23 protein-coding genes are annotated in these 23,259 nt (G+C 45.0%); 10 read left to right on the top strand and 13 right to left on the bottom strand.

Annotated features, from left to right (window positions below; all coding sequences use genetic code 11):
- Window positions 1–62: 62 nt before the first annotated feature.
- The 7 genes from R7F07_RS10180 to R7F07_RS10150 all read right to left on the bottom strand — a co-directional run bounded on the left by R7F07_RS10180 (window position 63) and on the right by R7F07_RS10150 (window position 7,873).
- The gene (locus tag R7F07_RS10180) at window positions 63–911 is read right to left on the bottom strand and encodes an ABC transporter permease (protein ID WP_006741629.1); all 849 of its coding nucleotides are present in this window, start codon (window positions 909–911) and stop codon (window positions 63–65) included.
- A gap of 2 nt (window positions 912–913) precedes the next feature.
- A complete protein-coding gene (locus tag R7F07_RS10175) occupies window positions 914–2,194 on the bottom strand; it encodes an ABC transporter permease (RefSeq protein WP_145474128.1) in 1,281 nt (426 codons plus the stop codon).
- Complete coding sequence (locus R7F07_RS10170) at window positions 2,191–3,312, bottom strand: ABC transporter ATP-binding protein (protein WP_054866064.1); 1,122 nt, start codon at window positions 3,310–3,312, stop codon at window positions 2,191–2,193. The genes R7F07_RS10175 and R7F07_RS10170 overlap by 4 nt, the downstream gene beginning before the upstream one ends.
- Window positions 3,313–3,386: 74 nt before the next feature.
- A complete protein-coding gene (locus tag R7F07_RS10165; RefSeq protein WP_318110489.1) occupies window positions 3,387–4,301 on the bottom strand; it encodes a dihydrodipicolinate synthase family protein in 915 nt (304 codons plus the stop codon).
- A gap of 56 nt (window positions 4,302–4,357) precedes the next feature.
- Window positions 4,358–5,332, bottom strand: a complete 975-nt coding sequence (locus tag R7F07_RS10160) for an ornithine cyclodeaminase family protein (protein WP_054577903.1) — start codon at window positions 5,330–5,332, stop codon at window positions 4,358–4,360.
- Window positions 5,333–5,419: 87 nt separating this feature from the next.
- Window positions 5,420–6,493 carry a polyamine ABC transporter substrate-binding protein gene (locus R7F07_RS10155; RefSeq protein ID WP_005377854.1) on the bottom strand — a complete coding sequence of 358 codons (1,074 nt, stop codon included), beginning with the start codon at window positions 6,491–6,493 and terminating at the stop codon, window positions 5,420–5,422.
- 123 nt (window positions 6,494–6,616) lie between these two features.
- Window positions 6,617–7,873, bottom strand: a complete 1,257-nt coding sequence (locus R7F07_RS10150) for an NAD(P)/FAD-dependent oxidoreductase (protein WP_171342700.1) — start codon at window positions 7,871–7,873, stop codon at window positions 6,617–6,619.
- 109 nt (window positions 7,874–7,982) lie between these two features.
- On the opposite strand from R7F07_RS10150, the gene R7F07_RS10145 reads away from it, so the two are divergent.
- From R7F07_RS10145 to R7F07_RS10120, 6 genes are all read left to right on the top strand, one after another.
- The gene (locus tag R7F07_RS10145; RefSeq protein ID WP_171342701.1) at window positions 7,983–8,984 is read left to right on the top strand and encodes a 4-hydroxyproline epimerase; all 1,002 of its coding nucleotides are present in this window, start codon (window positions 7,983–7,985) and stop codon (window positions 8,982–8,984) included.
- Window positions 8,985–9,005: 21 nt separating this feature from the next.
- Window positions 9,006–10,538: an aldehyde dehydrogenase (NADP(+)) gene (locus tag R7F07_RS10140; protein WP_171342760.1), complete on the top strand. Its 1,533-nt coding sequence runs from the start codon at window positions 9,006–9,008 to the stop codon at window positions 10,536–10,538.
- A 152-nt stretch (window positions 10,539–10,690) separates the two neighbouring features.
- Window positions 10,691–11,365 carry a GntR family transcriptional regulator gene (locus R7F07_RS10135; RefSeq protein ID WP_005377862.1) on the top strand — a complete coding sequence of 225 codons (675 nt, stop codon included), beginning with the start codon at window positions 10,691–10,693 and terminating at the stop codon, window positions 11,363–11,365.
- Window positions 11,366–11,395: 30 nt separating this feature from the next.
- A complete protein-coding gene (locus R7F07_RS10130; RefSeq protein ID WP_005377865.1) occupies window positions 11,396–12,160 on the top strand; it encodes a hypothetical protein in 765 nt (254 codons plus the stop codon).
- Between the two features lie 365 nt (window positions 12,161–12,525).
- Window positions 12,526–14,121, top strand: coding sequence for a S41 family peptidase (locus R7F07_RS10125; protein WP_025766760.1), 1,596 nt, complete (start codon window positions 12,526–12,528; stop codon window positions 14,119–14,121).
- Between the two features lie 70 nt (window positions 14,122–14,191).
- Window positions 14,192–14,512: a hypothetical protein gene (locus R7F07_RS10120; RefSeq protein WP_052484232.1), complete on the top strand. Its 321-nt coding sequence runs from the start codon at window positions 14,192–14,194 to the stop codon at window positions 14,510–14,512.
- 71 nt (window positions 14,513–14,583) lie between these two features.
- Here the strand turns inward: R7F07_RS10120 and rlmF are convergent, their stop codons facing one another.
- Window positions 14,584–15,711 carry a 23S rRNA (adenine(1618)-N(6))-methyltransferase RlmF gene (gene rlmF / locus R7F07_RS10115; protein ID WP_170893855.1) on the bottom strand — a complete coding sequence of 376 codons (1,128 nt, stop codon included), beginning with the start codon at window positions 15,709–15,711 and terminating at the stop codon, window positions 14,584–14,586.
- The gene (locus R7F07_RS10110) at window positions 15,698–16,213 is read right to left on the bottom strand and encodes a M48 family metallopeptidase (protein ID WP_047100699.1); all 516 of its coding nucleotides are present in this window, start codon (window positions 16,211–16,213) and stop codon (window positions 15,698–15,700) included. The genes rlmF and R7F07_RS10110 overlap by 14 nt, the downstream gene beginning before the upstream one ends.
- 138 nt (window positions 16,214–16,351) lie before the next feature.
- Here R7F07_RS10110 and R7F07_RS10105 point away from each other — a divergent pair, with 138 nt between their 5' ends.
- Window positions 16,352–16,582 carry a glutaredoxin family protein gene (locus R7F07_RS10105; RefSeq protein ID WP_005377871.1) on the top strand — a complete coding sequence of 77 codons (231 nt, stop codon included), beginning with the start codon at window positions 16,352–16,354 and terminating at the stop codon, window positions 16,580–16,582.
- Window positions 16,583–16,609: 27 nt separating this feature from the next.
- Here the strand turns inward: R7F07_RS10105 and R7F07_RS10100 are convergent, their stop codons facing one another.
- Window positions 16,610–17,479 carry a LysR family transcriptional regulator gene (locus R7F07_RS10100; protein WP_005389786.1) on the bottom strand — a complete coding sequence of 290 codons (870 nt, stop codon included), beginning with the start codon at window positions 17,477–17,479 and terminating at the stop codon, window positions 16,610–16,612.
- A gap of 106 nt (window positions 17,480–17,585) precedes the next feature.
- On the opposite strand from R7F07_RS10100, the gene R7F07_RS10095 reads away from it, so the two are divergent.
- The 3 genes from R7F07_RS10095 (at window position 17,586) to R7F07_RS10085 (ending at window position 20,156) form a co-directional block, all read left to right on the top strand.
- Window positions 17,586–18,809, top strand: a complete 1,224-nt coding sequence (locus tag R7F07_RS10095; protein WP_053306932.1) for an MFS transporter — start codon at window positions 17,586–17,588, stop codon at window positions 18,807–18,809.
- Window positions 18,810–18,898: 89 nt separating this feature from the next.
- Entirely contained in the window at window positions 18,899–19,471 is a 573-nt protein-coding gene (locus R7F07_RS10090; protein WP_053306933.1) for a DUF1415 domain-containing protein, read from the top strand.
- Between the two features lie 109 nt (window positions 19,472–19,580).
- The gene (locus R7F07_RS10085; RefSeq protein WP_005377875.1) at window positions 19,581–20,156 is read left to right on the top strand and encodes a nucleoside triphosphate pyrophosphohydrolase family protein; all 576 of its coding nucleotides are present in this window, start codon (window positions 19,581–19,583) and stop codon (window positions 20,154–20,156) included.
- A gap of 69 nt (window positions 20,157–20,225) precedes the next feature.
- Here R7F07_RS10085 and btuD read toward each other — a convergent pair whose 3' ends face one another.
- From btuD to R7F07_RS10070, 3 genes are all read right to left on the bottom strand, one after another.
- Entirely contained in the window at window positions 20,226–20,993 is a 768-nt protein-coding gene (gene btuD, locus R7F07_RS10080; protein ID WP_017820884.1) for a vitamin B12 ABC transporter ATP-binding protein BtuD, read from the bottom strand.
- Entirely contained in the window at window positions 20,980–21,975 is a 996-nt protein-coding gene (gene btuC / locus R7F07_RS10075) for a vitamin B12 ABC transporter permease BtuC (RefSeq protein WP_171342702.1), read from the bottom strand. Before btuC ends, btuD begins: the two co-directional genes overlap by 14 nt.
- Window positions 21,976–22,057: 82 nt before the next feature.
- Window positions 22,058–23,086 carry a succinylglutamate desuccinylase gene (locus R7F07_RS10070; RefSeq protein ID WP_171342703.1) on the bottom strand — a complete coding sequence of 343 codons (1,029 nt, stop codon included), beginning with the start codon at window positions 23,084–23,086 and terminating at the stop codon, window positions 22,058–22,060.
- Between the last annotated feature and the right edge of the window lie 173 nt (window positions 23,087–23,259).

Genomic DNA, 23,259 nt, shown 5'->3' with positions numbered 1-23,259 from the left:
TGGTCAAAAATTGAGGTGCCCCTAAACAAAAGTGCAAAGTGACCAACAAAGCAAAAGTTTGGTTATTCTTGAATGCCTCGAATGCGTACATTACGTCTACGTAAAACTTCTAATGTCACGAGCAAACACACCGACATAAAAATCAACAACGTAGCGACCGCCAATATGGTCGGACTAATTTGCTCTCGAATTCCTGACCACATCTGCCTAGGAACGGTTTTTTGTTCTGCCCCAGTCAGGAATAACGCCACCACAACCTCGTCGAACGAAGTGCCAAAAGCAAACAAGCCGCCAGAAATCATCCCCGGACGAATCAGAGGAAAGGTAATGTGTCTGAAAGTATAAACAGGGTTTGCTCCTAAGCTAGCCGCCGCTTTTACCAAGCTATGGTCAAAGCCGCTTAACGTCGCAGTAACGGTAATGACGACAAAAGGCGTACCTAACGCAGCGTGTGCCAAAATGACGCCTAAATAAGTTTGTGATAAGCCAAGGCGTGTGTAGAAAAAGTACATCGCAGCAGCAGAGATAATGACTGGTACGATCATGGGTGAGATCAACAGCGCCATAATCGTATTGCGAAAAGGCAAATTACTACTTGCTAAACCCAACGCCGCCAGAGTTCCTAGCCCTGTTGCAACGAGTGTCGCCATAAAAGCAATAAACGTGCTGTTTTTCAGCGCCAACAGCCACTGATCACTAGTAAACATTTCTTGATACCAGCGAGTAGAATACGCTGCCGAGTCAAGGTTTAACATCCCCTCGGTAAAAGTAAAGTAAGGCGTTGCATTAAACGATAACGGGATGATGGTCAGAATTGGAGCGATTAAAAAGAACAGCACCACCCCACAAAAAGCTAAGTAACCTGCGTAAGCAACTCGCTCTACTTTTGATGCATAGTTTGGTAATGCCATGGTTATCCCCCTACCTTAAGGTTGTTAATGCCAACCACACGGTTGAACATATAAAACAGAACCAGTACAACGAACAAAAGCAGTCCACCCAATGCGCCAGCCATCCCCCAGTTCAGTGATGTCTGCATATGATAGGCAATCATATTGGAGATCATCTGTCCGCTTCTTCCACCAACCAAAGCGGGTGTAATGTAGAAACCAATAGAAAGAATGAAAGTAAGCAAAGCCCCCGCACCTATCCCCGGTAACGTAAGCGGCATATAAACTTTGATGAACGCAATGAAAGGCGTCGCGCCTAGAGAACGAGCGGCACGGAAATAAGTTGGGCTAATTCCTTTCATTACGCTATACAGAGGCAGGATCATAAAAGGCAACAGAATGTGCACCATAGACACCACCGTTCCGAAGGTATTGTGAATCATCTGAATTCGCTCAGAAGTAAAACCCGACCAAATAAGGAGATCATTAATGACCCCTTGGTTTTGCAGCAGAACAATCCAAGACGTGGTTCTGACTAACAATGATGTCCAAAATGGCAGCAGCACAATAATTAAAAGTAAGTTCGCGCGCTTATCAGGTAAATTGGCAAGCAGGTAAGCAACGGGGTACGCCATCACCAAACAAATTAAGGTGATTGAAATAGACATCCAAAAAGTTTTAAAGAAAAGGTCGACGTATATTTGGCGTTTTTCTGGTTGGGGCTCAATGTCTCCAAACTCATTCACTTGCAAGTCTAGCGCTGCAAGATAATGACTGAATGTGAATGCGCCACTAAGATTCTTAAACGCCGCCCAATATTTAGGATTAGCCCAACGCTTATCCAGCTTAGCTAGCTGTGTCACCGAGCTCGGCAGCGACGTCAAACGAGACAACTTTCTGCCGGTTTTCATGAGTAAACTGCGCATACCAGACTCTTCAATATTCATCCGGTTGGCTATTTTCGGTAGCTCTTTGCTTTGATAAAGCGCAAGTACTTCAACAGAGAATGCCTCAATGACTTCTTGATGAGGCTGACCTTGATAATCCCAACTTTCTAAGGCTTGAATAGTTTGTGGTAGTGACTGGGATATTTCTCGGTTATCCACGCTTCGATAAAGCATGTCGAGGATAGGAAAAGCAAACGTAAGCAGAATAAAACACACCAATGGCGTTGTGAGCATAATGGAGCGAAGCTTTTTTCGGCGCTCCGCCTTTTGCAACTGCGCTTTCAAATTGGTTTCTTGCTCATGAACTTGGCGTTCGATTTCCAATACAGAATCTAATGCGGTTAGCTCTCGACTCATGCTGCTACCTCGCTACTTTGAGTTTGTGTCCCATCAAGAGCATGGCAATCGTCACTTTGCCAACCAATACGACAAATTGAGCCAGGCGTTAACTGCAAGTGTTTACGATTATCGTTAGGTACTTTAACGATGAAGTGACCAACGCTCTCTACTTCGACGACCAGACGATAATGATCACCGTGATAAATCAATTCTCGTAGGACGCCCGAGACTTGGTTCTCACAAGACGCTTTCTCTGGTTGAATAACAATCTTTTCTGGTCGAATGGAAAGTGTTGTTCTCTGCCCTTGCTCAGAGACTCTGACAGGTTTCGCAGTAAATAACTCTTTCCCAACGAGCACTTGGCAATACTTTCCGTCCCACTCTTTGACTAAACCTGAGAGTTGGTTGTTTTCTCCGATAAACTGCGCAACAAACGTATTACTCGGAGATTCATAAAGCTCGGTTGGTGTCGCGAGTTGTTGCACTTCGCCGTGATTAAAAACCGCAATACGGTCGGACATAGTGAGAGCTTCGTCTTGATCGTGCGTCACATACAAAATGGTGATACCAAGCTTTTCATGCAAATGTTTAATTTCCATCTGCATTTGCTCACGCAGCTGCTTATCTAACGCGCCTAGTGGTTCATCCATCAAAACGAGTTTAGGCTCAAACACTAATGCTCGCGCTAACGCAACACGCTGTTGTTGACCACCTGATAACTGCTTCGGGTATCGAGTCGCAACATGCTCAAGCTCGACCATTTCTAATACACTCTGAACTTTGCTTTGAATCGTGTCACTGTCGAGTTTTCGCACCTTTAAAGGAAACGCAAGATTCTCAGCAATGGTCATATGTGGAAACAACGCATAGTTTTGAAACACCATACCAATATCGCGCTTGTGCGGCGCGAGATGATTGACAGGAACGCCATCAATATAAATGTCTCCACCGGTCGCAGTTTCAAAGCCTGCTAGCATCATCAAGCAAGTGGTCTTGCCCGATCCTGACGGCCCCAACATAGTAACGAACTCTCCAGGAGCAATATCTAAGTTGAAGTCTTTCACCACCAAATTCGTGCCATCGTAGGTTTTCTTAACGTGTTGAAAGCTGACATAGTCCTTGTTTTCCGTGCTCATGACTTCCCTCTTCTCATTTTTTTGAATATTACGAATGAGTAGAGCGTCAGTTAACGCTCTACTAAACAGCACAATTACAGATTGTATTTGGATAGGTCTAAGCGGGTTTCTAACGCATGTTCAACCATTTGAATGACTTGTTGACGCTCTTCACCTTGTAAGAGTTGGCGTGGCGCACGAACTTGTTCAGAGCCACGTCCGCAGACTTGCTCGGCCAATTTTATGCACTGAACCAGCGTAGGAATGGTGTCTAAACGCAGTAGGGGTAAGAACCAACGGTAGATCTCTAACGCTTCAGCATAACGACCTTGGCTTGCCAGTTTATAAATCGCAACGGACTCTTCTGGGAGTGCGTTGGTTAAACCAGAAATCCAGCCGGTCGCACCTAGCATCAATGATTCAAGAGCGATGTCATCAACACCACTGAACACGGTAAAGCGGCCATCAAATTTATTGTAAAGCTCGGTGATACGACGAGTATCAGTGGTCGACTCTTTGATAGCTACAATACTTTCAAACTCAGCCAGTTTCGCCATGATATCGAGGTTTACATCGACACCATAAGCAACCGGGTTGTTGTAAATCATGATTGGCATTTCTGGCGTTGCTTCTGCTAGCGTGCGGTAATATTCGAACGTTTCGCTCTCAGACGTGCGGTAAACCATGGCAGGCATCACCATACAACCATCGATACCAATTTTGTACGCATCCTGCATGTAATCAACAGCTGCTGTGGTAATAGACTCTGCTGTACCAGCAATCAAAGGCACACGGCCATTTACGACTTCTTTTGCCGCTTGCAAGACCTGGCGTTTCTCCTCCGGGTACAACGCGCAGTTCTCACCGACGGTACCCAAGCAGATAATGCCATTCACACCATCTTTAATTTGGTTATCTATAACAGTTTGCGTTGCGTCTAAGTCGATTGACTGATCTTGACGAAATTGCGTACTGACCGCCGGATAAACACCTTTCCAATCAATTTTCATGAACTACTTTCCTTATATGTATATTGTATGCAATTTAAATGAACGAGCGAAAATGCTCAGACATGGCTATCTATGCCATTTTCTAACAACACCGCCTTTACAGCGGCCAAATCAGCCAAAGCACTGCCAACTGATTTGTATAAAGTAATGACCTCATCGTTTTGACGTACTGAGATTTGTTGGGCGCAAAGCTGCGGTAATTCCCCTTTGATATCGTCTGACGTGAATACGCCCTCTTGAATTGGAATGAGAAGATCGCCCGCTTCGGCTAATACATTAATACGGCTATCAACATACACCTGTGCTCGTTGCACTGCTTTAGAGTCGCATTCACGCTTGTCCAAGTCATGATTACCGACCAAATCAATATGGGTGCCCGGCTGCACGTCTGCGCCATTAAACAAAGGCTCTGCTGATGCAGTAATACAGCTGATGATGTCAACGTGTTTGATAACGTGGTCCACTTTTTCTACGACTGAAACGCGAAACCGACGCTCATCAGGAAGCGACTGATACTCTGAAGATGACACAATGGCATCTACCGTCGCCTCGGCTTTATCTGAGTTACGCCCCCAAATATAAACCTGCTTAAGTGGGCGAACCGCAGCGTATGCCCACGCAAAATAAGGCGCAAGATTGCCCGTTCCGCAGATCAACAGACGATCAGCATCGGGACGCGCCAAATAGTCCGCTGCCAACGCAGAAGCTGCGGCGGTGCGCCAAAACGTTAAAACTTTACCGTCCACGAGTGCGAGCGGCTCACCATCGTTTCGTCTAAAAACAAGCAGCTTAGATGCAAGCGTATCTTTGCCTTGCTCAGGGTTATGCGGGAAATACGTAAAGGCTTTCACCGCAATTAACTCCTGGTTCCAAGCTGGAAGTAGCGCAAACGCCTCGTATTCTCCCTCTTCTAAGGGCATGACTCGGCGTTGAGGTATTGTTGCTGGCCGCGAGTACATTTCACGCATCGTTTCAATAAGAGACTTCATTGTTAAACATTGCGCGACTTGCTGTGCTTCGATGACTTTCATCATTTCTCCGAAAACATAAATACAGTTGAGGAAAAGTACGGAACCTCGCTTATGGATGAAAACTCGGCCCCATACAAAAATTAACGCCTAGTTAAGCAGCCAGGTGTTGAACTCTTCATTGAGTTCATCAGCGTAGTCTGACCACCATTCATCGTTAATCAGGAAGGCGGTTTGGAAGTTTTGAGGTGCGGTAGGAAGGTTCGCTAAAATGTCTGGGTTCACCTCCGCCGAAGACGACTTACGCGTAGGCCCATAGGCAACGTACTTAGCTTGATCAGCTAATGGTTTTGTTCCTGAAGAAAAAGCAATGAAGTCCAATGCAAGCTTTGTGTTCTCACTCCCTTTAGGTATCGCCCATCCATTCATGTAACCCATTTGACGGTCCCATATAATCCGAAATGGTTGACCTTCATCTTTACGGGCATTGTGGATTCGGCCGTTAAACGCCGAGGCGATCACCACTTCTTTATCTGCAAGCATTTGAGGTGGCTGGGCACCTGTTGTCCACCACAGCACTTCTGATTTGATCGTATCCAACTTAGCAAAAGCACGCTCACGCCCCGCTTCGGTTTCGAGCAGGCTGTAGACCTCTTCTGGCTTTACACCATCAGCCAATAGTGCCCACTCAAGATTGCCCTGAGGTTGTTTTTGCAATGCACGTCGACCTGGAAAAGTTTTTAGGTCAAAAAGATCGGTCAACTTGCTAGGCAAAGCCTTACCTTTAAACGCGTCTTCGTTCACCGCTAATACTGTGGACACAACGATGGTATTGATTGCGCATTCGTGAATCGCACCATCAATGAAATCCTCTTGTGCTGGTGTTCCATCTGCGCCCGGAGGCAAAATACTTGGGCTCACTGGTTCTAGTAACCCTTCGGCGCAACCACGAACAATGTCTGGCTTGTCGAGAGAAACCAAATCCCAGCGCACGTTGTTCGCTTCCACCTGTGCTTTAATTTCAGCTAATCCGCCGCTGAAATCCTCGGATACGATCTCAACACCTGTTTTTTTAATGAAAGGCTTATGATATGCCTCCACTTGGCTCTTGGTGAATGCACCACCCCAAGATACGACCGTCAATTTGTCTTCAGCATAAGCAGAGGCCCCCAACAGCATTCCTGAAATCAACAGCGCCAATGGTGCTTTGGTCATTCGTGACATGTTTTACTCCTTTTGGTTGTTTTTCTGGAGGCATCCGAGTACGGCTGTTGGACACCATTTTTGTTAAAATTAAGTTAACATTAGCATTTAATATATTTTATACAATATTTAATATTAAATTTTTCAGGCGAATCGTTGTAATGAAAAAGGTGATAGATCAATCGATGTCGGCTTTCCTTCGATAAGCTCTAAAAGGAGATCTGCCGTAATCGCCGCTTGAGTTAATCCAAGGTGTTGGTGGCCAAATGCCAGTAATACATTTCCATCCCAAATGCTATCAATAACCGGTAACGAGTCGACTGTTGAAGGCCGATTACCCATCCACTTTTCTCCTTGCTTGAGTGGATTTAACTCCGATTCAAACATCTCATCACCTAACTGAAAAAGCATTTCTGAACGTTTCATATTGGGTAGTGATTCTACATCGGCATACTCAACAGTGCCTGCCAAGCGTAGCCCGCCAGACATCGGAGTCATGATGAATTTTCTATCTGCAGAGCTAATAGGAAATGGCAGTACATCACGCTTGTCATCCACCATTAGGTGATAACCACGCTCGGCTTGAATAGGCACTTTGACTCCGGTTAGCTGCCGTATCAAAGGCTTAGAATGTACACCAGCAGCAACAATGATTCGGTCAAATGAATACGTTTGAGACTCAACCAGCACCTCGCCATTTTTCGCCAACGCAGATACATCTTTTTGTAAAACCTTACCGCCAATAACTTCAAAAGCTTCACTTAGCTCAACACAGAGCTGATAGGGGTCTAGCGTATGACCTGTATCGGGAAAAAAGACGCCGACACGAACCTTATGGCTGAGATCAGGTATCCGCTCTCGAATCTCCTCTTGTGTCCAAACTTGATACGCCACACCGTTTTTAGCCAGTGAGTTAAGCGTGCTTTGATAATTCTGAAACAGTTTCTCGTTTTCAAAAGTGAGCAATGAACCATTCATTTTTATTAGATGCGCTTTTCCGATTGAATCAAGCACGCCACGCCAACTTGCCACTGACCGCTCGTTAAGACTCTTAATCGCGTTTTTTGCCCGCTCCGCGGCTGATGGCTTGGTTTGTAATAGAAAACGAATCATCCACCCGATTGTGTTTGGAATATCTTGCCAACGGATCGAAACCGGACTTTTGGGATCTAGCAGCATTTTAGGTAATTGTGGAAGCAGCGCTGGCGTTGCAAGAGGGAAGATTTGCTCAGTCGCGATATGGCCTGCATTTCCCTTAGAGCATCCATTCCCCACGCCATTGGGATCAAAAATCGTGACTTGATAACCTTGCTGCTGCAATTTCAAGCCAATTGATAAGCCAATAATCCCCGCACCTATCACAGCGATCCTTTCCTTTTTAGTTTCATCCTTGACCAACATAAATATGCTCCGAGTCACACTTGAAAACGTAGATTGTATACAATATATTTTACATTACGTTAACATCACTATTGTTTAATTCAACCATTTTTTCAGCAAGGAGCGAAAAATGAGACAAGGAACTTTTTTCTGTATTGATGCCCACACCTGCGGCAACCCAGTTAGGCTGGTAGCAGGCGGTGTGCCTCCACTCGAAGGCAATACCATGAGCGAAAAGCGCCAATACTTTCTTGAGCATTATGATTGGATTCGTCAGGCACTCATGTTTGAGCCTCGCGGACACTCAATGATGTCGGGGTCCGTTGTCTTGCCTCCTTGCAGCGATAACGCAGACGCTTCAATTCTGTTTATTGAAACCAGTGGCTGCTTACCAATGTGTGGCCACGGCACCATTGGAACCGTCACTACCGCTATCGAGAATCGCCTTATCACTCCCAAAAAAGAAGGCCGTTTGATACTTGATGTCCCAGCAGGACAAATCGAAGTGCACTACCAAACAAAAGGTGACAAGGTCACGTCGGTGAAGATATTTAACGTACCAGCTTACCTTGCCCACCAAGACGTAACCGTGGACATAGAGGGCTTAGGTGAGCTCACTGTCGATGTTGCTTATGGCGGAAACTATTACGTAATCGTCGATCCTCAAGAAAACTACGCCGGACTTGAACACTACTCTCCAGATGAAATTTTGATGCTTTCACCAAAAGTTCGCGAAGCGGTATCTCGAGCGGTTGAGTGCGTACATCCAAAAGATCCAACAGTGTGCGGTGTTTCTCACGTGCTATGGACCGGAGAGCCCACTCAAGAAAACGCCACCGCCCGAAATGCTGTGTTTTACGGCGACAAAGCGTTGGATCGTTCGCCATGTGGTACGGGAACAAGTGCACGTATGGCGCAATGGCATGCAAGAGGCAAACTCAATCAAGGGGAAGACTTTGTTCACGAAAGTATCATCGGCAGCCTATTTCAAGGACGTATAGAAGGCATCACCGAAGTGAATGGCAAAGCCGCTATTTTGCCAAGCATTGAAGGATGGGCACAAATATACGGTCACAACACGATATGGGTAGACGATGAAGACCCATATGCGTACGGATTTGAAGTGAAGTAATAAGGATAGTAAGGAAGAATGATGACCCCACAAGAACCAACCACTTTTTACGCCGTCAACGCCTTTACTGGTGAGCCTCTACCTATAGCGTTTCCGGTACATGGAGAGCAAGAAGTTAATCAAGCCTCCTCAGCCGCCCAAAGCGTTGCGCGTGAGTTTCGCCAACTAAGCAATGCAAAGCGAGCGAGCTTACTTTGCTCTATCGCCTCTGAATTGGAAGTGAAGAGTGAAGAAATCGTTGCTCGTGCTCATTTAGAAACTGCCCTTCCCGAAGCACGTTTAAGCGGTGAAATAGGACGTACCGCGAGCCAATTAAGACTATTTGCCGAGGTTGTGAGATCGGGTAATCACCATCAAGCAATTTTCGATACGCCAAACCCAAACCGTCAACCACTGCCAAAACCAGATATTCGCCGTCAACAAATCGCAATTGGCCCTGTCGCCGTGTTTGGTGCGTCTAATTTTCCGCTCGCATTTTCTACGGCAGGTGGTGATACGGCTTCGGCACTGGCAGCTGGCTGTCCTGTGATTGTAAAAGGCCATACCGCCCACCCTGGCACCAGTCAACTTGTTGCTGAGTGTATTGAGGCTGCACTTGAGAAAGAGTGCTTACCGCAAGCCATCTTCACGCTATTGCAAGGTAACAAACGTGCACTTGGCCAAGCACTCGTTACCCATCCAAAAATTAAAGGGGTTGGGTTTACAGGTTCAGTCGGTGGTGGCCGTGCGCTGTTCAATCTAGCCCAGCAAAGACCAGAGCCAATCCCCTTCTATGGCGAACTAGGGGCGATTAATCCAACATTTATTCTCCCTTCAGCCATACGGGCAAACGCATCATTGGCTGAAGAATTTGTGGCTTCTATGACTTTGGGCTGTGGACAATTTTGTACAAAACCAGGCGTTGTATTTGTCTTGAATAGCCCAGAAACGCAAGCCTTTATCGAAATCGCTCAAGGGTTAATTCGACAACAATCAACGGCCACTTTGCTAACGCAAGGAATCCGAGAAACGTATGAATCCGAAGTGGATAAGCGAGCTTCCGAAACAGGCATTAACGTCACTCGTTCTGAACAAGCAGAAGCGACCAATGTCTCACCAGCACTGTTCGTGACGGACAGTAAAAACTGGCGTGAAAACCCGCAATGGGAGGAAGAAATATTTGGTCCTCAATCGTTAATCGTAATCTGTGAAGATTTCGATGACATGTTGAAACTGAGTGATTCACTGACTGGATCGCTCACCGCAACCCTTCACGCTACCGCTGAAGACGAAGAACAAGCCAAGCAACTGCTTCCAAGTTTGGAAGAAATCGCCGGACGCCTTGTATTCAACGGTTGGCCAACTGGCGTCGAGGTTGGTTACGCTATGGTTCATGGTGGACCGTATCCGGCTTCAACCAATTCTGCCTCAACATCTGTCGGTGCGGAGGCTATTCATCGTTGGTTGCGTCCGGTCTCTTATCAAGCTTTGCCAGAATCTTTATTGCCGGATTCATTAAAAGCGTCGAACCCACTGGGTATCCAACGCGCCATAGATGGCAGTGTGTCCCAATAAGCCCACCAAATGGCTCAAAAAGGCATCAACTGATGCCTTTTATTTCACTCTACTTCTCAAAACCTTCTTTCCTAGTTGGTTTGTGCCAGAAAAACAATAAACTACTAAAGTAAAATGGATTGGATACAATATTAATTTCACGGGAGACTTCAATGTCACAGAAACCTGTTTTTAAAACGCGCACTCAGCTCGTTGAGGAAGCAATTCGAACTCAGATCTTGAAGGGCGAGTTAAAAACTGGTCAACCTTTACGTCAAGATGCGTTAGCAAAAGAGTTTAATGTTAGCCGAATTCCTGTGCGTGAAGCGTTAGTTCAATTGGAAGCACAAGGACTCGTTAGCTTTGAACCTCACAAAGGTGCGACGGTCACTGAGCTATCTCCAGAGAAAATCAATGAGCTATTTGAACTGCGCGCTGTCGTGGAATGCCACATTTTAGAGCGCGCGATTCAAAATATGACAGACGCTGACCTTGAACGCGCGCGCGAAGTTCGCGAACGTTTCGAGTCAGTAGTGAACAGTGGCGACGAAGTAGAAGAATGGAGCAACTACAACTACGAGTTCCACAAAGCCCTATATGCGCCAGCCAACATGCCTGAAACTATGGACGTCATTTACAACCTGAACACAAAGTGTGACCGATACATACGCATGCAGCTATTGTTTACTACAGGCATTAAAAAGGCAGAAGAAGAGCACTTAAGCTTGTTTGAAATGTGCCAAAATCGCGATATCGAAGGCGCCAAGTACCTACTGAAAAAGCACATTCTAGAAGCAGGCACAGCGATTCGAAACCTGCTGCTTGAAAGGCAAAATATCAGCCAGTAAACGGAATAACGAATAAGGTGATATTCAAGGATGAATGTTGGACCAAAGTTTTTACTTGCAGCGCTACGACAAAAGATTAAAGAAGAAGGGCTTTGCTACAATTCCTTGTCAGAGAAAAGTGGCATCCCTTTATCTAGTATTAAACGCCACCTACATAATCCAGCTTTAGGTTTGGATAAAGTACTTATTTATCTGAACTACCTGAATACCGATCTCATCGAACTCGCAACCTTAGCCAACGAGCTTCAGCACCAAAACGAGCAAATGCTAACAGATGAAGAGAGCGCCCTTTTCGTTGAGCATCCTTATTTACTTGATTTTATTTATATGCTGACTTCTCGTGATATTAAACCGCAAGAGATAGCCCAAACTTACGGACTTTCTGATACAAGCTTACGATTCTATTTGCGTATCGCGGAAATTCTAGGATATGTCGAAAACTTCGGAGACGGCTTGTTTTACCGTTCTGGTCGTCGATTTATTATGGAAGAAGGTACGGCATTAGACACCTTATTCAAAGAGCGATTTCAACAAGATTCGCTTTCTCATGATATCAACCCAGGCGTATGTATAGGTCGCATTAGGCTCACCGAAGAGCAGAAAGTGCAAATAGAGGACGAGCTTTGTAATAAATTAGCGAAACTTAACGCAGTTAACACTTCCAACAATGAAGGTGAACTAACAAATATATTAATGCGCTGCACTCCCGGTGCTCAGATATTTTTCGCTGATGATTTACCTAACATTGACGGAAGCTTATTAAAGCACGTCGCTCAACTCACTAAATTAAGTTAAAGCATCAGATAAATAAATCAAACACCCCCGAGATAACATCATATATCCCTACCAAACTATTGATTCAAAGCGTTTCCTGAATCTAATTCTGATTTTTTATTTAGCAAGCGTCGCTTAGTCAACTAAGAACTTGTCTTAATTTCACACTTATTAATTGTCTTGTTAGCTCTTTTGAAATAGACAGAAAACTTAAGTAATGACTAATTTAGCTTAAGTATAAAAGACAACTTTTTTACGTTATTTACCTCACACTATTTAACTATAAATTTGCAGACGAACAAATTAAATTAATACATTCACCTAGCTAATAAAAACAAAAGCAAAACACATAATTATAATTCTATTATTTATAAGGACATAGAAAAGTGAAATTTAAGTATTCTTTAGCAACGGCAGTCACTCTCGCATTATTACAAGGCTGTGGCGGTGGTGGCGGTGATAGCTCATCACCTACTCCGTCCACTAGCAGTGCAAACGGTCCAACGTGGAAAGTTCATGATTTTAGCCAACCGTCGAAAACGTTTATCAACCAATGTGAAACGCCCCGCGTCGGACTGGACCCATATGACAACTATGCCGCCTATCCAGATAAATTGGGCTCTGCATTACACGAAAAACTCTTTTTAAGAGCTTTTACTAACGAAACGTATCTATGGTATGACGAGGTTCCTGATAATAATCCAGCAAACTACAAAACTGTTACTGATTACTTCAATACGCTGGTCACCTCTGCTACTACCGCGACGGGTAAACCAAAAGATCGCTTCCATTTTACCGTCCCTTATGAGGATGATATGAAATCATCGCAATCCGGTTTAGTTGCTGGATTTGGTTTTAACTGGGCATTCCTACGTGGCGTACAACCTCGAGACGTTCGTATTTCCTACACTGAAGAAGCCTCGCCAGCTGATAGAAGCGGCATTGCTCGTGGTGATAAGCTTCTGAAAATCAATAATATTGATGTGGTTAACACCGGTAGTCAGTCCGACATTGATTTTATTAATAAAACGCTCTTTAACCCTGACATCAATCAAGATTACACCTTCACATTTGAGAGTGTTGGCGGTCTAGAGAAAACCGTGACGCTTACCGCCTCTGATGTCATGACCTCTCCAGTTAAAAATGCCAAAGTGATTACACAAAATGGTATGCGGATCGGCTATCTGCAATACAACTCCTTTGAACCAAGCGCTCAAGCCCCGCTTATTGAGGCGTTCAGTACGCTCTCAGCAGAGAATGTTGACGAGATCGTCGTTGATTTACGTTACAACGGCGGTGGCTTAGTCCTTCAGTCCTCGCAAGTAGGCTACATGCTAAGCGGTGCTGGTCAGAACCGAGTCTTCAGTGAGTTGATTCATAATGACAAAGTGATGCGTACCATTAAAGATGGGGATAACATCTATCGCTTTACGAATCTAGCAATAGACTGGGCAGCACAGAAATATTCGGACCAAGTGCTTCCGACACTGAACAAAAAGCGCGTATATGTACTGACTTCAGGAGGCACGGCTTCCTCAAGTGAACTGTTGATCAACGCTTTGCGCGGCATTGATGTGGAGGTTATCCAAATAGGCTCAACAACCACAGGTAAACCGTATGGGTTCTCACCAGAACAAAACTGCGGCACTATGTACTACACTATTCAGTTCAAGTCGGCGAACGAGAAAAAATTTGGCGACTTCGCTGATGGTTTTATTCCTACTCCAAAGAGCCAAATCAATACCGAGTTAGGCTTAAACAACAGAGTGGAAGGTTGCTGGGTCAATGACGACCTAACAAAACCATTAGGCGATCCATCTGAAGGTATGCTTTCTGCGGCACTAAACTACATGGAAACTGGAACCTGTCCGCCAGTATCCCCTTCAAGTTTCAACGCCATGCCGCGTAACATTTCATCTCCGGAGTTAAGCGATCTTCGCTCTCCGCTACGAACAGAGGCAATTCATGTTGAGATCAACTAACTTTTTACGAATGCTGATTCGGGTTGCGCTTTTCTTAGGCACTTCGATTTCTTTGATAGGATGCCAAGCTATGTCACAAGAACCCGTTGAAGCATTGAGTAAAAAGAACTCTCCGGAAACAGTCATAGAGATTCAAAACGCGATCGCAGAAATCCAAGGGACACCAGCACCTAGAATCGCAAATAACGTATTTGAATCCTCACCGCATTTGTTGATTGAAAAAGGACGAGTAAAAGGGAACAACAATCAACTGTTGGATGGCAGCTATGCGGATCTTCCAGACCAATATACGTTGCAGATAAGAGGTGAAACCTGTGGCTTGTACTATGCCAAAACAGATACTTTTGTCTCTCTCAGTTCACTAGATTGTGAGCCCATCATTAAGTTTTAGATCTCCCAAAATAGAAGCCCGCTGATATCAGCGGGCTTCCTACTTTATTGTTCAGTGTGAAACGGTCAACGTTACTTGAGTTCAATCCATGCTCTGCGCTGTTGCTTATCCATGTATGACCAAGCTACAAAGCGGCTCACTTTCTGCCCTTGACTCATTTCAACCACACGAACGGCTTTCACACCCAATTTTTCAAGCTGCTTACGCATCGGGCGAACGTTGTCTTTTTTGGATATAAGTGTTGTAAACCACAAGACCTGCGCGGCAAAAGCTTGGCTTTCATTCGCCATTTTTCGGATAAACGCCGCTTCTCCGCCTTCACACCACAATTCAGCGTTTTGACCGCCAAAATTCAACGCAGGTTTACTTGTCTTTACTTGTGCGGTTTGAGGTTTTAGCCCTTTCTTGCGCTGGTTTGCTTTTAGATTATCGATTTTACGCTGGCTGCCCATAGCGGCATCTTCCGCCGAACGGTGGAATGGCGGATTACATGTCGTCACATCATAACGATCATTCGGTTGAATGATACCTCGATAAATATTGGCATCATTGTATTGCTGTACCAGTGCAATTTTTCCCGTCAAAACACGATTGTGCTCTACGATCGTTTGAGCCGATTGGATGGATTTTGGATCGACATCGCTGCCCGTATAGTGCCAACCGTATTTTGTTACACCAACAATCGGATAAATACAGTTTGCTCCCACGCCAATGTCCAACGCTTTCACTTTTTGGTGCGCGTACTGACCTTTTACTTCACCATCAAGTAGTTCTGCCACTCGGTGAATGTAATCAGCGCGGCCCGGAATCGGTGGGCAAAGGTAGGTGTCGGGAATGTCCCAGAACTCGATACCATAATACGCAGCAAGCAATGCTTTATTGAGCATTTTAACAGCATTAGGATCAGAGAAGTTTATGGAGTCTTCCCCTTTCGGATTTTTGATAACGAATGGCTTTAACTGTGGTTCACTTTCCACGAGTTTTTTAAAATCGTAACGACCTCGATGAACATTACGCTCATGCAAACCATTCTTCGCTATTTTTATGAACTCGACTTCGCTCTTTCCTGCAGGCTGCGAGGATTTGCGCGCAACTTTGTCTTTAACACGCTTCGGCTTGGCTTTATTCGCGTCTGTATTCTGAGCCGCCTTTGAAGCCTTTGGCTTTGCTTGCTTCGCGTTGTGATTATTGTTCTTCATTCAAATTCGCTTTTAAATCGAGGTAAATCATAAACAAACGAGCATCAAATTCGAGTTGGTGATACTCAGGCTCCATGCAGCAACATAACTGATAGAACGCCTTGTCGTGGTTTTTCTCACGAGTATGTGCCAACTCATGTACCACCAGCATTCTTAATAGTGGCTCGGGCGCATCTTTAAATACATTGGCAATGCGAATCTCGTTTTTCGACTTAAGCTTACCACCATGGTTTCTACTGATTACACTGTGCAAACCAAGCGCATTGTTTACCGCGTGAATTTTCTTATCGTAGACAACTTTACTGATTGGCGCGGCTTTCTTCATGTAGCGATTTTTGATTGCCATGGCGTACTCATAGAGCGCCCTTTCGCTTTTGATTTGGTGCCTATCGGGATAACGCTTTTCGAACCAAGGAACAAACTTGCCACTCGCTATCAATGAGCTCACCTGCTCTACGATGTTTTGTGGGTAGCCTTGAATGTATCGAAGTGACGGATGCATAGAGTTAACGTCTGTTATGACAAAATAAAGGCGCTCAATATACCTGAGATAAAGGACAGTTTCACCTTAGCTTTCGCCTTTCATTTATGGTGAAAGGCCGTTAAACTTCGCCTCCCAATGATAATGGAGAGAAACTCAATGAAACGTGTCGTCCTTTACGTCAAAGACAAATGCCCTCACTGCAAAGATGCTCAACGTTATCTGGATTCGAAAAATATTAACTATCGTTTGTGCAATGCTAAGATGCAACGCGGTCGCAAAGAACTTGATGCGCTTGGTGCTCGTTCAGTGCCAGTTTTAAAAATTGGTGATCGGGTAATGATTGGCTGGAACCCAAAGAACTTCGAGAAGATGTACAAAGGCGACTAGTGCTCGGACGATGAATCTGCGCTGCGTTTAAACGTAGCGCTTGATAAAGTCGATAAACGTTCGATCTGCTATTGATAAATACCCCTGCTTGCGCCAAGCAAGTGCCAGATCCAGCGTCACTGGTGGTTCAAACGGTAAGCCAACAACGCCCGACTCATGTTGAGTCACCAATTCCAGTAACGCGGTAATCGCAAACTCTTGTTTTACAATACTCAAAATCAAAGGCAGTAAGTTGGTCTCGAATGATGACTTCATGGTAAACCCATGCTCCTCACTCACCTGATCCAAAAATTCGCGGTGAAAATAGCCATGCTGAAACATAACCAAATCGTGTTCAAAGAACTCATCAAAAGTAAGAGCGTGTCGCTGGGCTAACTCATGCTCAGGTGAAACAACTGCGACCATTTGGCTAGTAAACAAATGGTCAGTTTCTAGATCATCAGGCACATTATCACAACTGATCACACCAATATCGAGTTGACCATTGAGCAGCATACGACGAATCGATTGAGTTCCAGCTTCGACCAAGGTCAATTTTAACTCAGGGAATTGGCTTTTAAACGCCATCACAATTCGTGGAAAGAAATAACTGCCCATCATTGATGGCGTCCCTAGTCTTACTTCGCCTTTCGCTAAACCTTTCAACTCATCAATCGCGAGCTGCGCGTCGTGCAACTGTTGAATCACCCGCTTAGCATGTACAAATAACGTTTCGCCCTCTTTCGTTAAGCTGATTTTTTTATCATCACGGCGAAATAGGGTAACGCCCAAAGACTGCTCAAACTTTTTGATAGAAATGCTTAATGCGGGCTGGGCAATATGCAGGGCTTTCGCCGCATGGGTAATGTTTCCGTGTTCAGCGACCGCCAGAAAATGTTTAAGTTGTTTCGATTCCATTAGATCAAAAATATATGGTGTCCATATTTTTAATATATTTTTTTAATTTATAACGAACTGATAGATTGATCACAGTCTCTCCATTTGCTCACATTAGGCAGGATTCATGGTCAGTTTTGGCACACCGGAATACAAACGCATTACGCTCTCGCTAGCGCTTGGTTCCTTCTTGGTTTTTTCAAATTTATACCTACTACAGCCAATGCTGCCCACTTTTGCCCAAATTTTTACGATCTCAGAAACGCAAGTGAACTGGTTATTTGCGGCCTCAACACTCGCTCTCTCTTTTAGCCTCGTTCCAATGGCTGTGTTATCAGAATCAGTGGGACGAAAACCAGTCATGATGGCCGGTCTGTTTTCGATTCCTACCCTTTCCGCTTTGATGCTGTTTGGTGACTCATTCCTGTTTTTGGTGGTATGTCGAGCACTGATCGGTGTCGCGCTCGCCGCTTTTGCTGCGGTCGCCGTGGCTTACATGGCAGAAGAGCTCGACAAGCACGCTTTCTCGATGGCAATTGGAACGTACATTGCGGCTAACTCATTAGGCGGTATTGCAGGGCGTATTAGCGGCGGCTTATTGGCGGACAATTTCAGTGTTGATGTCGCCATTGAAGTTATGATGGTGTTCACTCTTCTTGGTGTCATTGGCGTTCACTATTTATTGCCAACACAGCGCAACTTCACTCCGTCATCAAACAGCTTACGCCATCAAAATCGTGCGCTTATTGGTCATTTTAAAAACCAACGCGTGTGGTTCGCGATGCTGATAGGAGGACTTAACTTTGCTTTGTTCGTCAACCTATACTCCGTCATGGGTTTCCGTCTGGTGAGTGAACCTCACAATGTGCCCGTCGGGTTGGCCTCACTGATATTTATTTGTTACTTGGGAGGGACTTTCTCCTCTCGTTGCGCAGGCCACTGGAGTAAACGTTATTCATCAATCCTCGGTATGTTCTTAGGCGCGATAGTGAGCATGACGGGGATGTGGATTGCGGCGGTTGAAAGCTTGACTGCAATGCTAGTTGGATTGTTGCTGATAAGTTTTGGTGCCTTCTTTACTCATACCCTCGCCTACGGTTGGGTCGGTCAGAATGCCACTCGCGCCAAAGCCACCGCGACAGCGCTCTACTTAGTACACTACTATGTAGGCGGTAGTTTGGGAGGATTCTTACTTCTTTATTGTTGGCAACATGGTGGTTGGTCGAGTGTTCTTATGGGGGGAAGCGCAGTCTACCTAGCAATGTTTGCTGCAATTGCGTATCTGAAACACATTGCCGAAAGAAAGCACACTGACCAAACACCTGACGCGGCGAGTTTAAAGAGTAGCTAAGGTACGCTCATTTGCGTAATACCTCTCTGGTTACTTAGATAACCAACTCTGCTATGCTTGGGCTACTTTAATAAAAACCAGAAAGTCGTATGTCAACGCGTTCAACACAAAACACAGATATCGAAGCGATCACTCAACAGGTCGATCAATGGCTCAACGATGTGGTAATCGGACTCAACCTTTGTCCGTTTGCTGCCAAACCGCAACGTAATAAACAAATCAAAATCTTTGTTAGTGAAGCGACTCAAGAAGAAGCGCTTCTTGAAGATATTTTATTGCAACTGATTGAGCTGAGTAACACAGAGCCCGAACAACTTGAGACCACGTTGGTTGTGGTTCCCAACATGCTACAAGATTTCTGGGACTACAACTTTTGTATCGATTGGGTTGAAGGATTAATTAAGCAGCAAAACTGGGAAGGCATTTTCCAAGTAGCGACTTTCCATCCGGATTACTGTTTTGGCGGCGCAAGGCCTGAAGACGACGAAAACCTGACCAATCGTTCTCCTTACCCAATCTTCCATTTGATTCGCGAAGAGAGTATGGAAAAGGTACTAAAACACTATCCTGATCCTGAATCCATTCCCGATACAAACATCGCTCGTGTTTCCTCCCTTTCAGAGGAAGAACGTAAAAAGCTGTTCCCTTACCTATTTCGTTAAGCACCACCATTCCCAAAGGCAGATTTATCACCAGTTAGATGCAATGCCCTTGGGGTTCAAAGTGCGGTTTGGTATCATTGCCGCTTCAATCGATTCAATGGAAATTAGAATGCAACTGTCAAAGCTAACCCAAGAGATTTTTGATCACTTATACCGTGATATCACCGAGTTCCGTAGTACGTTCGACTTACCAGTCGCAGACGCTGCAAGCCTTGATACGCAAGCAGACACACTACACACCTCTTTGGCGATCGAAGAGCTAACAGAGCTAGCAGAAGCAGATTGTAAAACTGAGCAAGCAGATGCCATCGTAGACAGCGTGTATGTATTAATGGGCCGTCTCGTTCATCTTGGCCACAGCAAAGTAGAAGACAACCTGGCGATCAGCTACTTAATTGATCTTCTATTAAACGTTGCGGTAAACCGTGGTATCGAGTTTATTCCTTGCTGGGATGAAGTACATTCAAGCAACATGAGCAAAGTATGCCGTAACGAGCAAGAGTACTCAGAAACAGAAGCATTCTACGCGGAACAAGGCATCAAGTTGATGGCGGTGCAGAAAGGTGAATACATCATCGCGAAATGCGCCGAAGATTTCGTATCGGAAGGTAAAACCATTCGTAAAGGCAAAGTACTCAAATCTGTTTACTACCGCCCAGCAGATCTAAAACCGCTAACTCAGTAAGCGTTGAGTTTGGCTTTCTCGATTAAAAAAACGACCTCAAGTAGGTCGTTTTTTTATTGTCCCTAAATACTAATCAAAGATTAAATAAGGTTGCTCATCTACGATGACCTTTTTGACTTGAGTATTGAACACTTCCCCGAGAGCTTCTTCCGTTAGCACAGTATCGGCACTTCCTGATGAGTGCAGCACACCGTTGTTAAGCAGCAATACTTTATCTGCGTGCTTTAATGTGCGATTGAGATCGTGATTAGCAACCAATACTCCAATTCCCTGCGCCGCCATAGCGTTAATCAATTGATAGAGCAGACCCTCTTGCGCAATATCTAACGGTGCTGCTGGCTCATCCAAAATTAAAAACTGCGAAAAAGGATTAATGGTACGCCACACCTGCAAACATACACCTGCTAATCGGACACGCTGCCACTCACCACCGGATAATGTTTGAATACTGCGATGAAGCTTATCTTGCAGTTGTACCAGCTCCACCACCATATTGACGGCATCACGCACTTTGATATCCGCAATCTCAGCACCACTTGGCAGAGATAAAGCGAGATACTGAAACACATCAACATTAAACGCTGGGCGCGATTGCTGACACAAATAACCTCGAACATGAGCTTGCTCTGACAACGGTAAAGTAAGCAAGTTTTTGTTGCCAACGTACACTTCACCACTCATACCGTCTCGGTGACTTAACGTACCAGAAATCGCAGCCAATAAAGTACTCTTACCGGAACCATTAGGCCCAACGATATGTACGATTTCGCCAGCTTTGCATTCAAAAGAAAGAGGCAATAATCGACTACCAACCGACATATGTTTAACGTGCATCATGACTCTTCACCAGCATCCAGATGAAAATAGGTGCGCCAATCGATGTTGTCATGACACCTAAAGGTAACTCTGCGGAGTCCAATAACAGTCTTGCGCCGATGTCAGCAAATACAAGCAACGCAGCACCAGATATTGCAGAAAGTGGCAATAAATAACGGTTTTCCGTACCAAAAGCCAAACGCAACAAGTGCGGCACCACCAAACCAACAAAACTGATGATGCCACCCAAAGCGACTGAACTACCCACCAAAACAGAAATGGCGAGGATCAGTTTCCAACGCATTTGATGCACATCGACACCCAATTGGGTCGCATGAATCTCACCCAGCATCAATCTATCAAGCGATTTGCCTTTACAACATAACCAGGTAAGCACCGGTAACATCACCAAGGTAACGGTATGTTGATACCAACTCGCACCGCCAATACTGCCCATTAACCAATACATCAGTTGGCGTAAGCTAAGATCATCACTAAAGTAAAAAGCCCACGTCACAATCGCGCTCGATAAAATACCCAATGCGACCCCAACCAAAAGCAATCGAGCCGTCGTCAGGTGCATTGCCCTTGCTATCGCCACCAAAACAAACGTGAAGACCATCGAGCCTGCAATCGCTGCCAACATAAAAACAATCGGGGTAGGAAGAACAGGTGACGCGAACATGATTAAGACCATTGCTAAGCTTGCACCACCAGATATACCGAGCACGCCAGGTTCAGCCAACACGTTCCCAAGCAACACTTGTAACGTCGCGCCAGATACCGCTAACGCAGCACCAATAATTGCCGCGGACACTAACCTCGGTAAACGCAAGTCCACCAATAGCTTCTGTTCAAATGCAGATAAGGATTGAAAAGGAGAAAGGAAAATTTCTCCGACCATCAAGTGAATGGCAGAGAGTACAGCGAGGACGATCGACATAACCATCAGGTTACGTTGCCAGCGTCGTTCCTTGTTCAGGATAAGTTGTTGAAAATCCATAGCGACCGATAAAAACAAACGAGGCTTAACCTTACAGTTAAGCCTCGGTAAATTGCAATTAACTTCTCAAAGCAATGTTGGATTAATCGTAAACCAACTCACCCTCTTCAAAACGGGTTTTCACTTCACAAACCATCAGAGCTGCACGTTGACCTATTGCGACGTGGCGGTTCGGGAAGACAATCGCTTCGTTTTCATTCTTCGCCATTAATGGTTTGTCGCCATCATGACCAAACACTTCGCCGTGAACAAATGAGGTGAAGTTTTCAACATTGTCGTCGAACATAAAGCCAAAGTCTTCGTTCAAACGAACGATTGTGCGACTTACGCGATACTTAATGCATGGTTTTGGTAGGTGTTCTGGCTTCGTTTCCGCAATCAAATTACGTAAAGACAAATCAAACGCGGTCAGTTTATCGAGGTCATTTTCACCAATACGAGCCACGCGTCCAAGCTCCATCGTGAGAGCCTGCGCACCAAAGTTCTCGGCACTGTACCAGCTAAACGTACTCGATGGTGAGTTTGACAGGAGCACAGCTTCAATGTGTGCACTGTCCAAGAAATCGATCAATGCCTTGCTGCGCACAGGATGACGAGTCTTAGGACTTACTGCAAACGTATAGTGCTTCGAGCCTCTAATCGCGCAGTGTAAATCAAGGTGCCAGCGTGTTATCGGGTCGGTATCCTGATAAAAATCTCGAACAAGCAGCTTAAGCGTATCGGCGATAACAAGCTCTTTTGTCTGTTTGTGTTCTTTTTCGTCAAACAGACGGTTGAGGTTTTCTTCAAGGAATCGCGTGTGCGCCAGAGTGGATTCTGGGTGAGCGATAATGAACAGACAACGGGTATCGACCGTCTGGAACCCAGATTCTATGTCTTGAATAATGGAATCCACCAGCTCCATCGGTGCGGTTTCATCTCCGTGAACCCCACAAGAGATGATGATGTTCTTCGTATCCTGAGTATAATTCGCAGGGATTACTTCTAATACACCACGCTGATAGAGTTTAAGTTTTACACCGCTAGAAAGCACCTGCTCCGCTGGTGCAACATCAATATGAACATCTAACGTGTCAGTTAAAAACGATTGGCGAAAGAGAGACTTCGTCATGCGTTACTCCTTAATAGCACGGCGGATATGTTAATAAATTGTACAAAGGATTTTTGTTGCTGCGATCTCACTTATGAGTAGAAATCACTATTTCCCTCGAAAATCCGATGCCTTTTCGCGCCAGGCACTCAAATCAAGCATTGAGGCGTTTAATTTTCAAACAATTACAAAGT

Origin of the sequence: Vibrio sp. YT-16, assembly GCF_033337405.1 — a bacterium.
Classification (GTDB): Bacteria; Pseudomonadota; Gammaproteobacteria; order Enterobacterales; family Vibrionaceae; genus Vibrio; species Vibrio alginolyticus.
This window is presented reverse-complemented; position numbering and strand designations above follow the sequence as displayed.

Bases quoted from the DNA above. Each gene is read 5' to 3' on its own strand.
- R7F07_RS10180 (WP_006741629.1), bottom strand. From the start codon at position 911: ATGGCATTACCAAACTATGCATCAAAAGTAGAGCGAGTTGCTTACGCA.
- R7F07_RS10175 (WP_145474128.1), bottom strand. From the start codon at position 2,194: ATGAGTCGAGAGCTAACCGCATTAGATTCTGTATTGGAAATCGAACGC.
- R7F07_RS10170 (WP_054866064.1), bottom strand. From the start codon at position 3,312: ATGAGCACGGAAAACAAGGACTATGTCAGCTTTCAACACGTTAAGAAA.
- R7F07_RS10165 (WP_318110489.1), bottom strand. From the start codon at position 4,301: ATGAAAATTGATTGGAAAGGTGTTTATCCGGCGGTCAGTACGCAATTT.
- R7F07_RS10160 (WP_054577903.1), bottom strand. From the start codon at position 5,332: ATGAAAGTCATCGAAGCACAGCAAGTCGCGCAATGTTTAACAATGAAG.
- R7F07_RS10155 (WP_005377854.1), bottom strand. From the start codon at position 6,493: ATGTCACGAATGACCAAAGCACCATTGGCGCTGTTGATTTCAGGAATG.
- R7F07_RS10150 (WP_171342700.1), bottom strand. From the start codon at position 7,873: ATGTTGGTCAAGGATGAAACTAAAAAGGAAAGGATCGCTGTGATAGGT.
- R7F07_RS10145 (WP_171342701.1), top strand. From the start codon at position 7,983: ATGAGACAAGGAACTTTTTTCTGTATTGATGCCCACACCTGCGGCAAC.
- R7F07_RS10140 (WP_171342760.1), top strand. From the start codon at position 9,006: ATGACCCCACAAGAACCAACCACTTTTTACGCCGTCAACGCCTTTACT.
- R7F07_RS10135 (WP_005377862.1), top strand. From the start codon at position 10,691: ATGTCACAGAAACCTGTTTTTAAAACGCGCACTCAGCTCGTTGAGGAA.
- R7F07_RS10130 (WP_005377865.1), top strand. From the start codon at position 11,396: ATGAATGTTGGACCAAAGTTTTTACTTGCAGCGCTACGACAAAAGATT.
- R7F07_RS10120 (WP_052484232.1), top strand. From the start codon at position 14,192: ATGTCACAAGAACCCGTTGAAGCATTGAGTAAAAAGAACTCTCCGGAA.
- rlmF (WP_170893855.1), bottom strand. From the start codon at position 15,711: ATGAAGAACAATAATCACAACGCGAAGCAAGCAAAGCCAAAGGCTTCA.
- R7F07_RS10110 (WP_047100699.1), bottom strand. From the start codon at position 16,213: ATGCATCCGTCACTTCGATACATTCAAGGCTACCCACAAAACATCGTA.
- R7F07_RS10105 (WP_005377871.1), top strand. From the start codon at position 16,352: ATGAAACGTGTCGTCCTTTACGTCAAAGACAAATGCCCTCACTGCAAA.
- R7F07_RS10100 (WP_005389786.1), bottom strand. From the start codon at position 17,479: ATGGAATCGAAACAACTTAAACATTTTCTGGCGGTCGCTGAACACGGA.
- R7F07_RS10095 (WP_053306932.1), top strand. From the start codon at position 17,586: ATGGTCAGTTTTGGCACACCGGAATACAAACGCATTACGCTCTCGCTA.
- R7F07_RS10090 (WP_053306933.1), top strand. From the start codon at position 18,899: ATGTCAACGCGTTCAACACAAAACACAGATATCGAAGCGATCACTCAA.
- R7F07_RS10085 (WP_005377875.1), top strand. From the start codon at position 19,581: ATGCAACTGTCAAAGCTAACCCAAGAGATTTTTGATCACTTATACCGT.
- btuD (WP_017820884.1), bottom strand. From the start codon at position 20,993: ATGATGCACGTTAAACATATGTCGGTTGGTAGTCGATTATTGCCTCTT.
- btuC (WP_171342702.1), bottom strand. From the start codon at position 21,975: ATGGATTTTCAACAACTTATCCTGAACAAGGAACGACGCTGGCAACGT.
- R7F07_RS10070 (WP_171342703.1), bottom strand. From the start codon at position 23,086: ATGACGAAGTCTCTCTTTCGCCAATCGTTTTTAACTGACACGTTAGAT.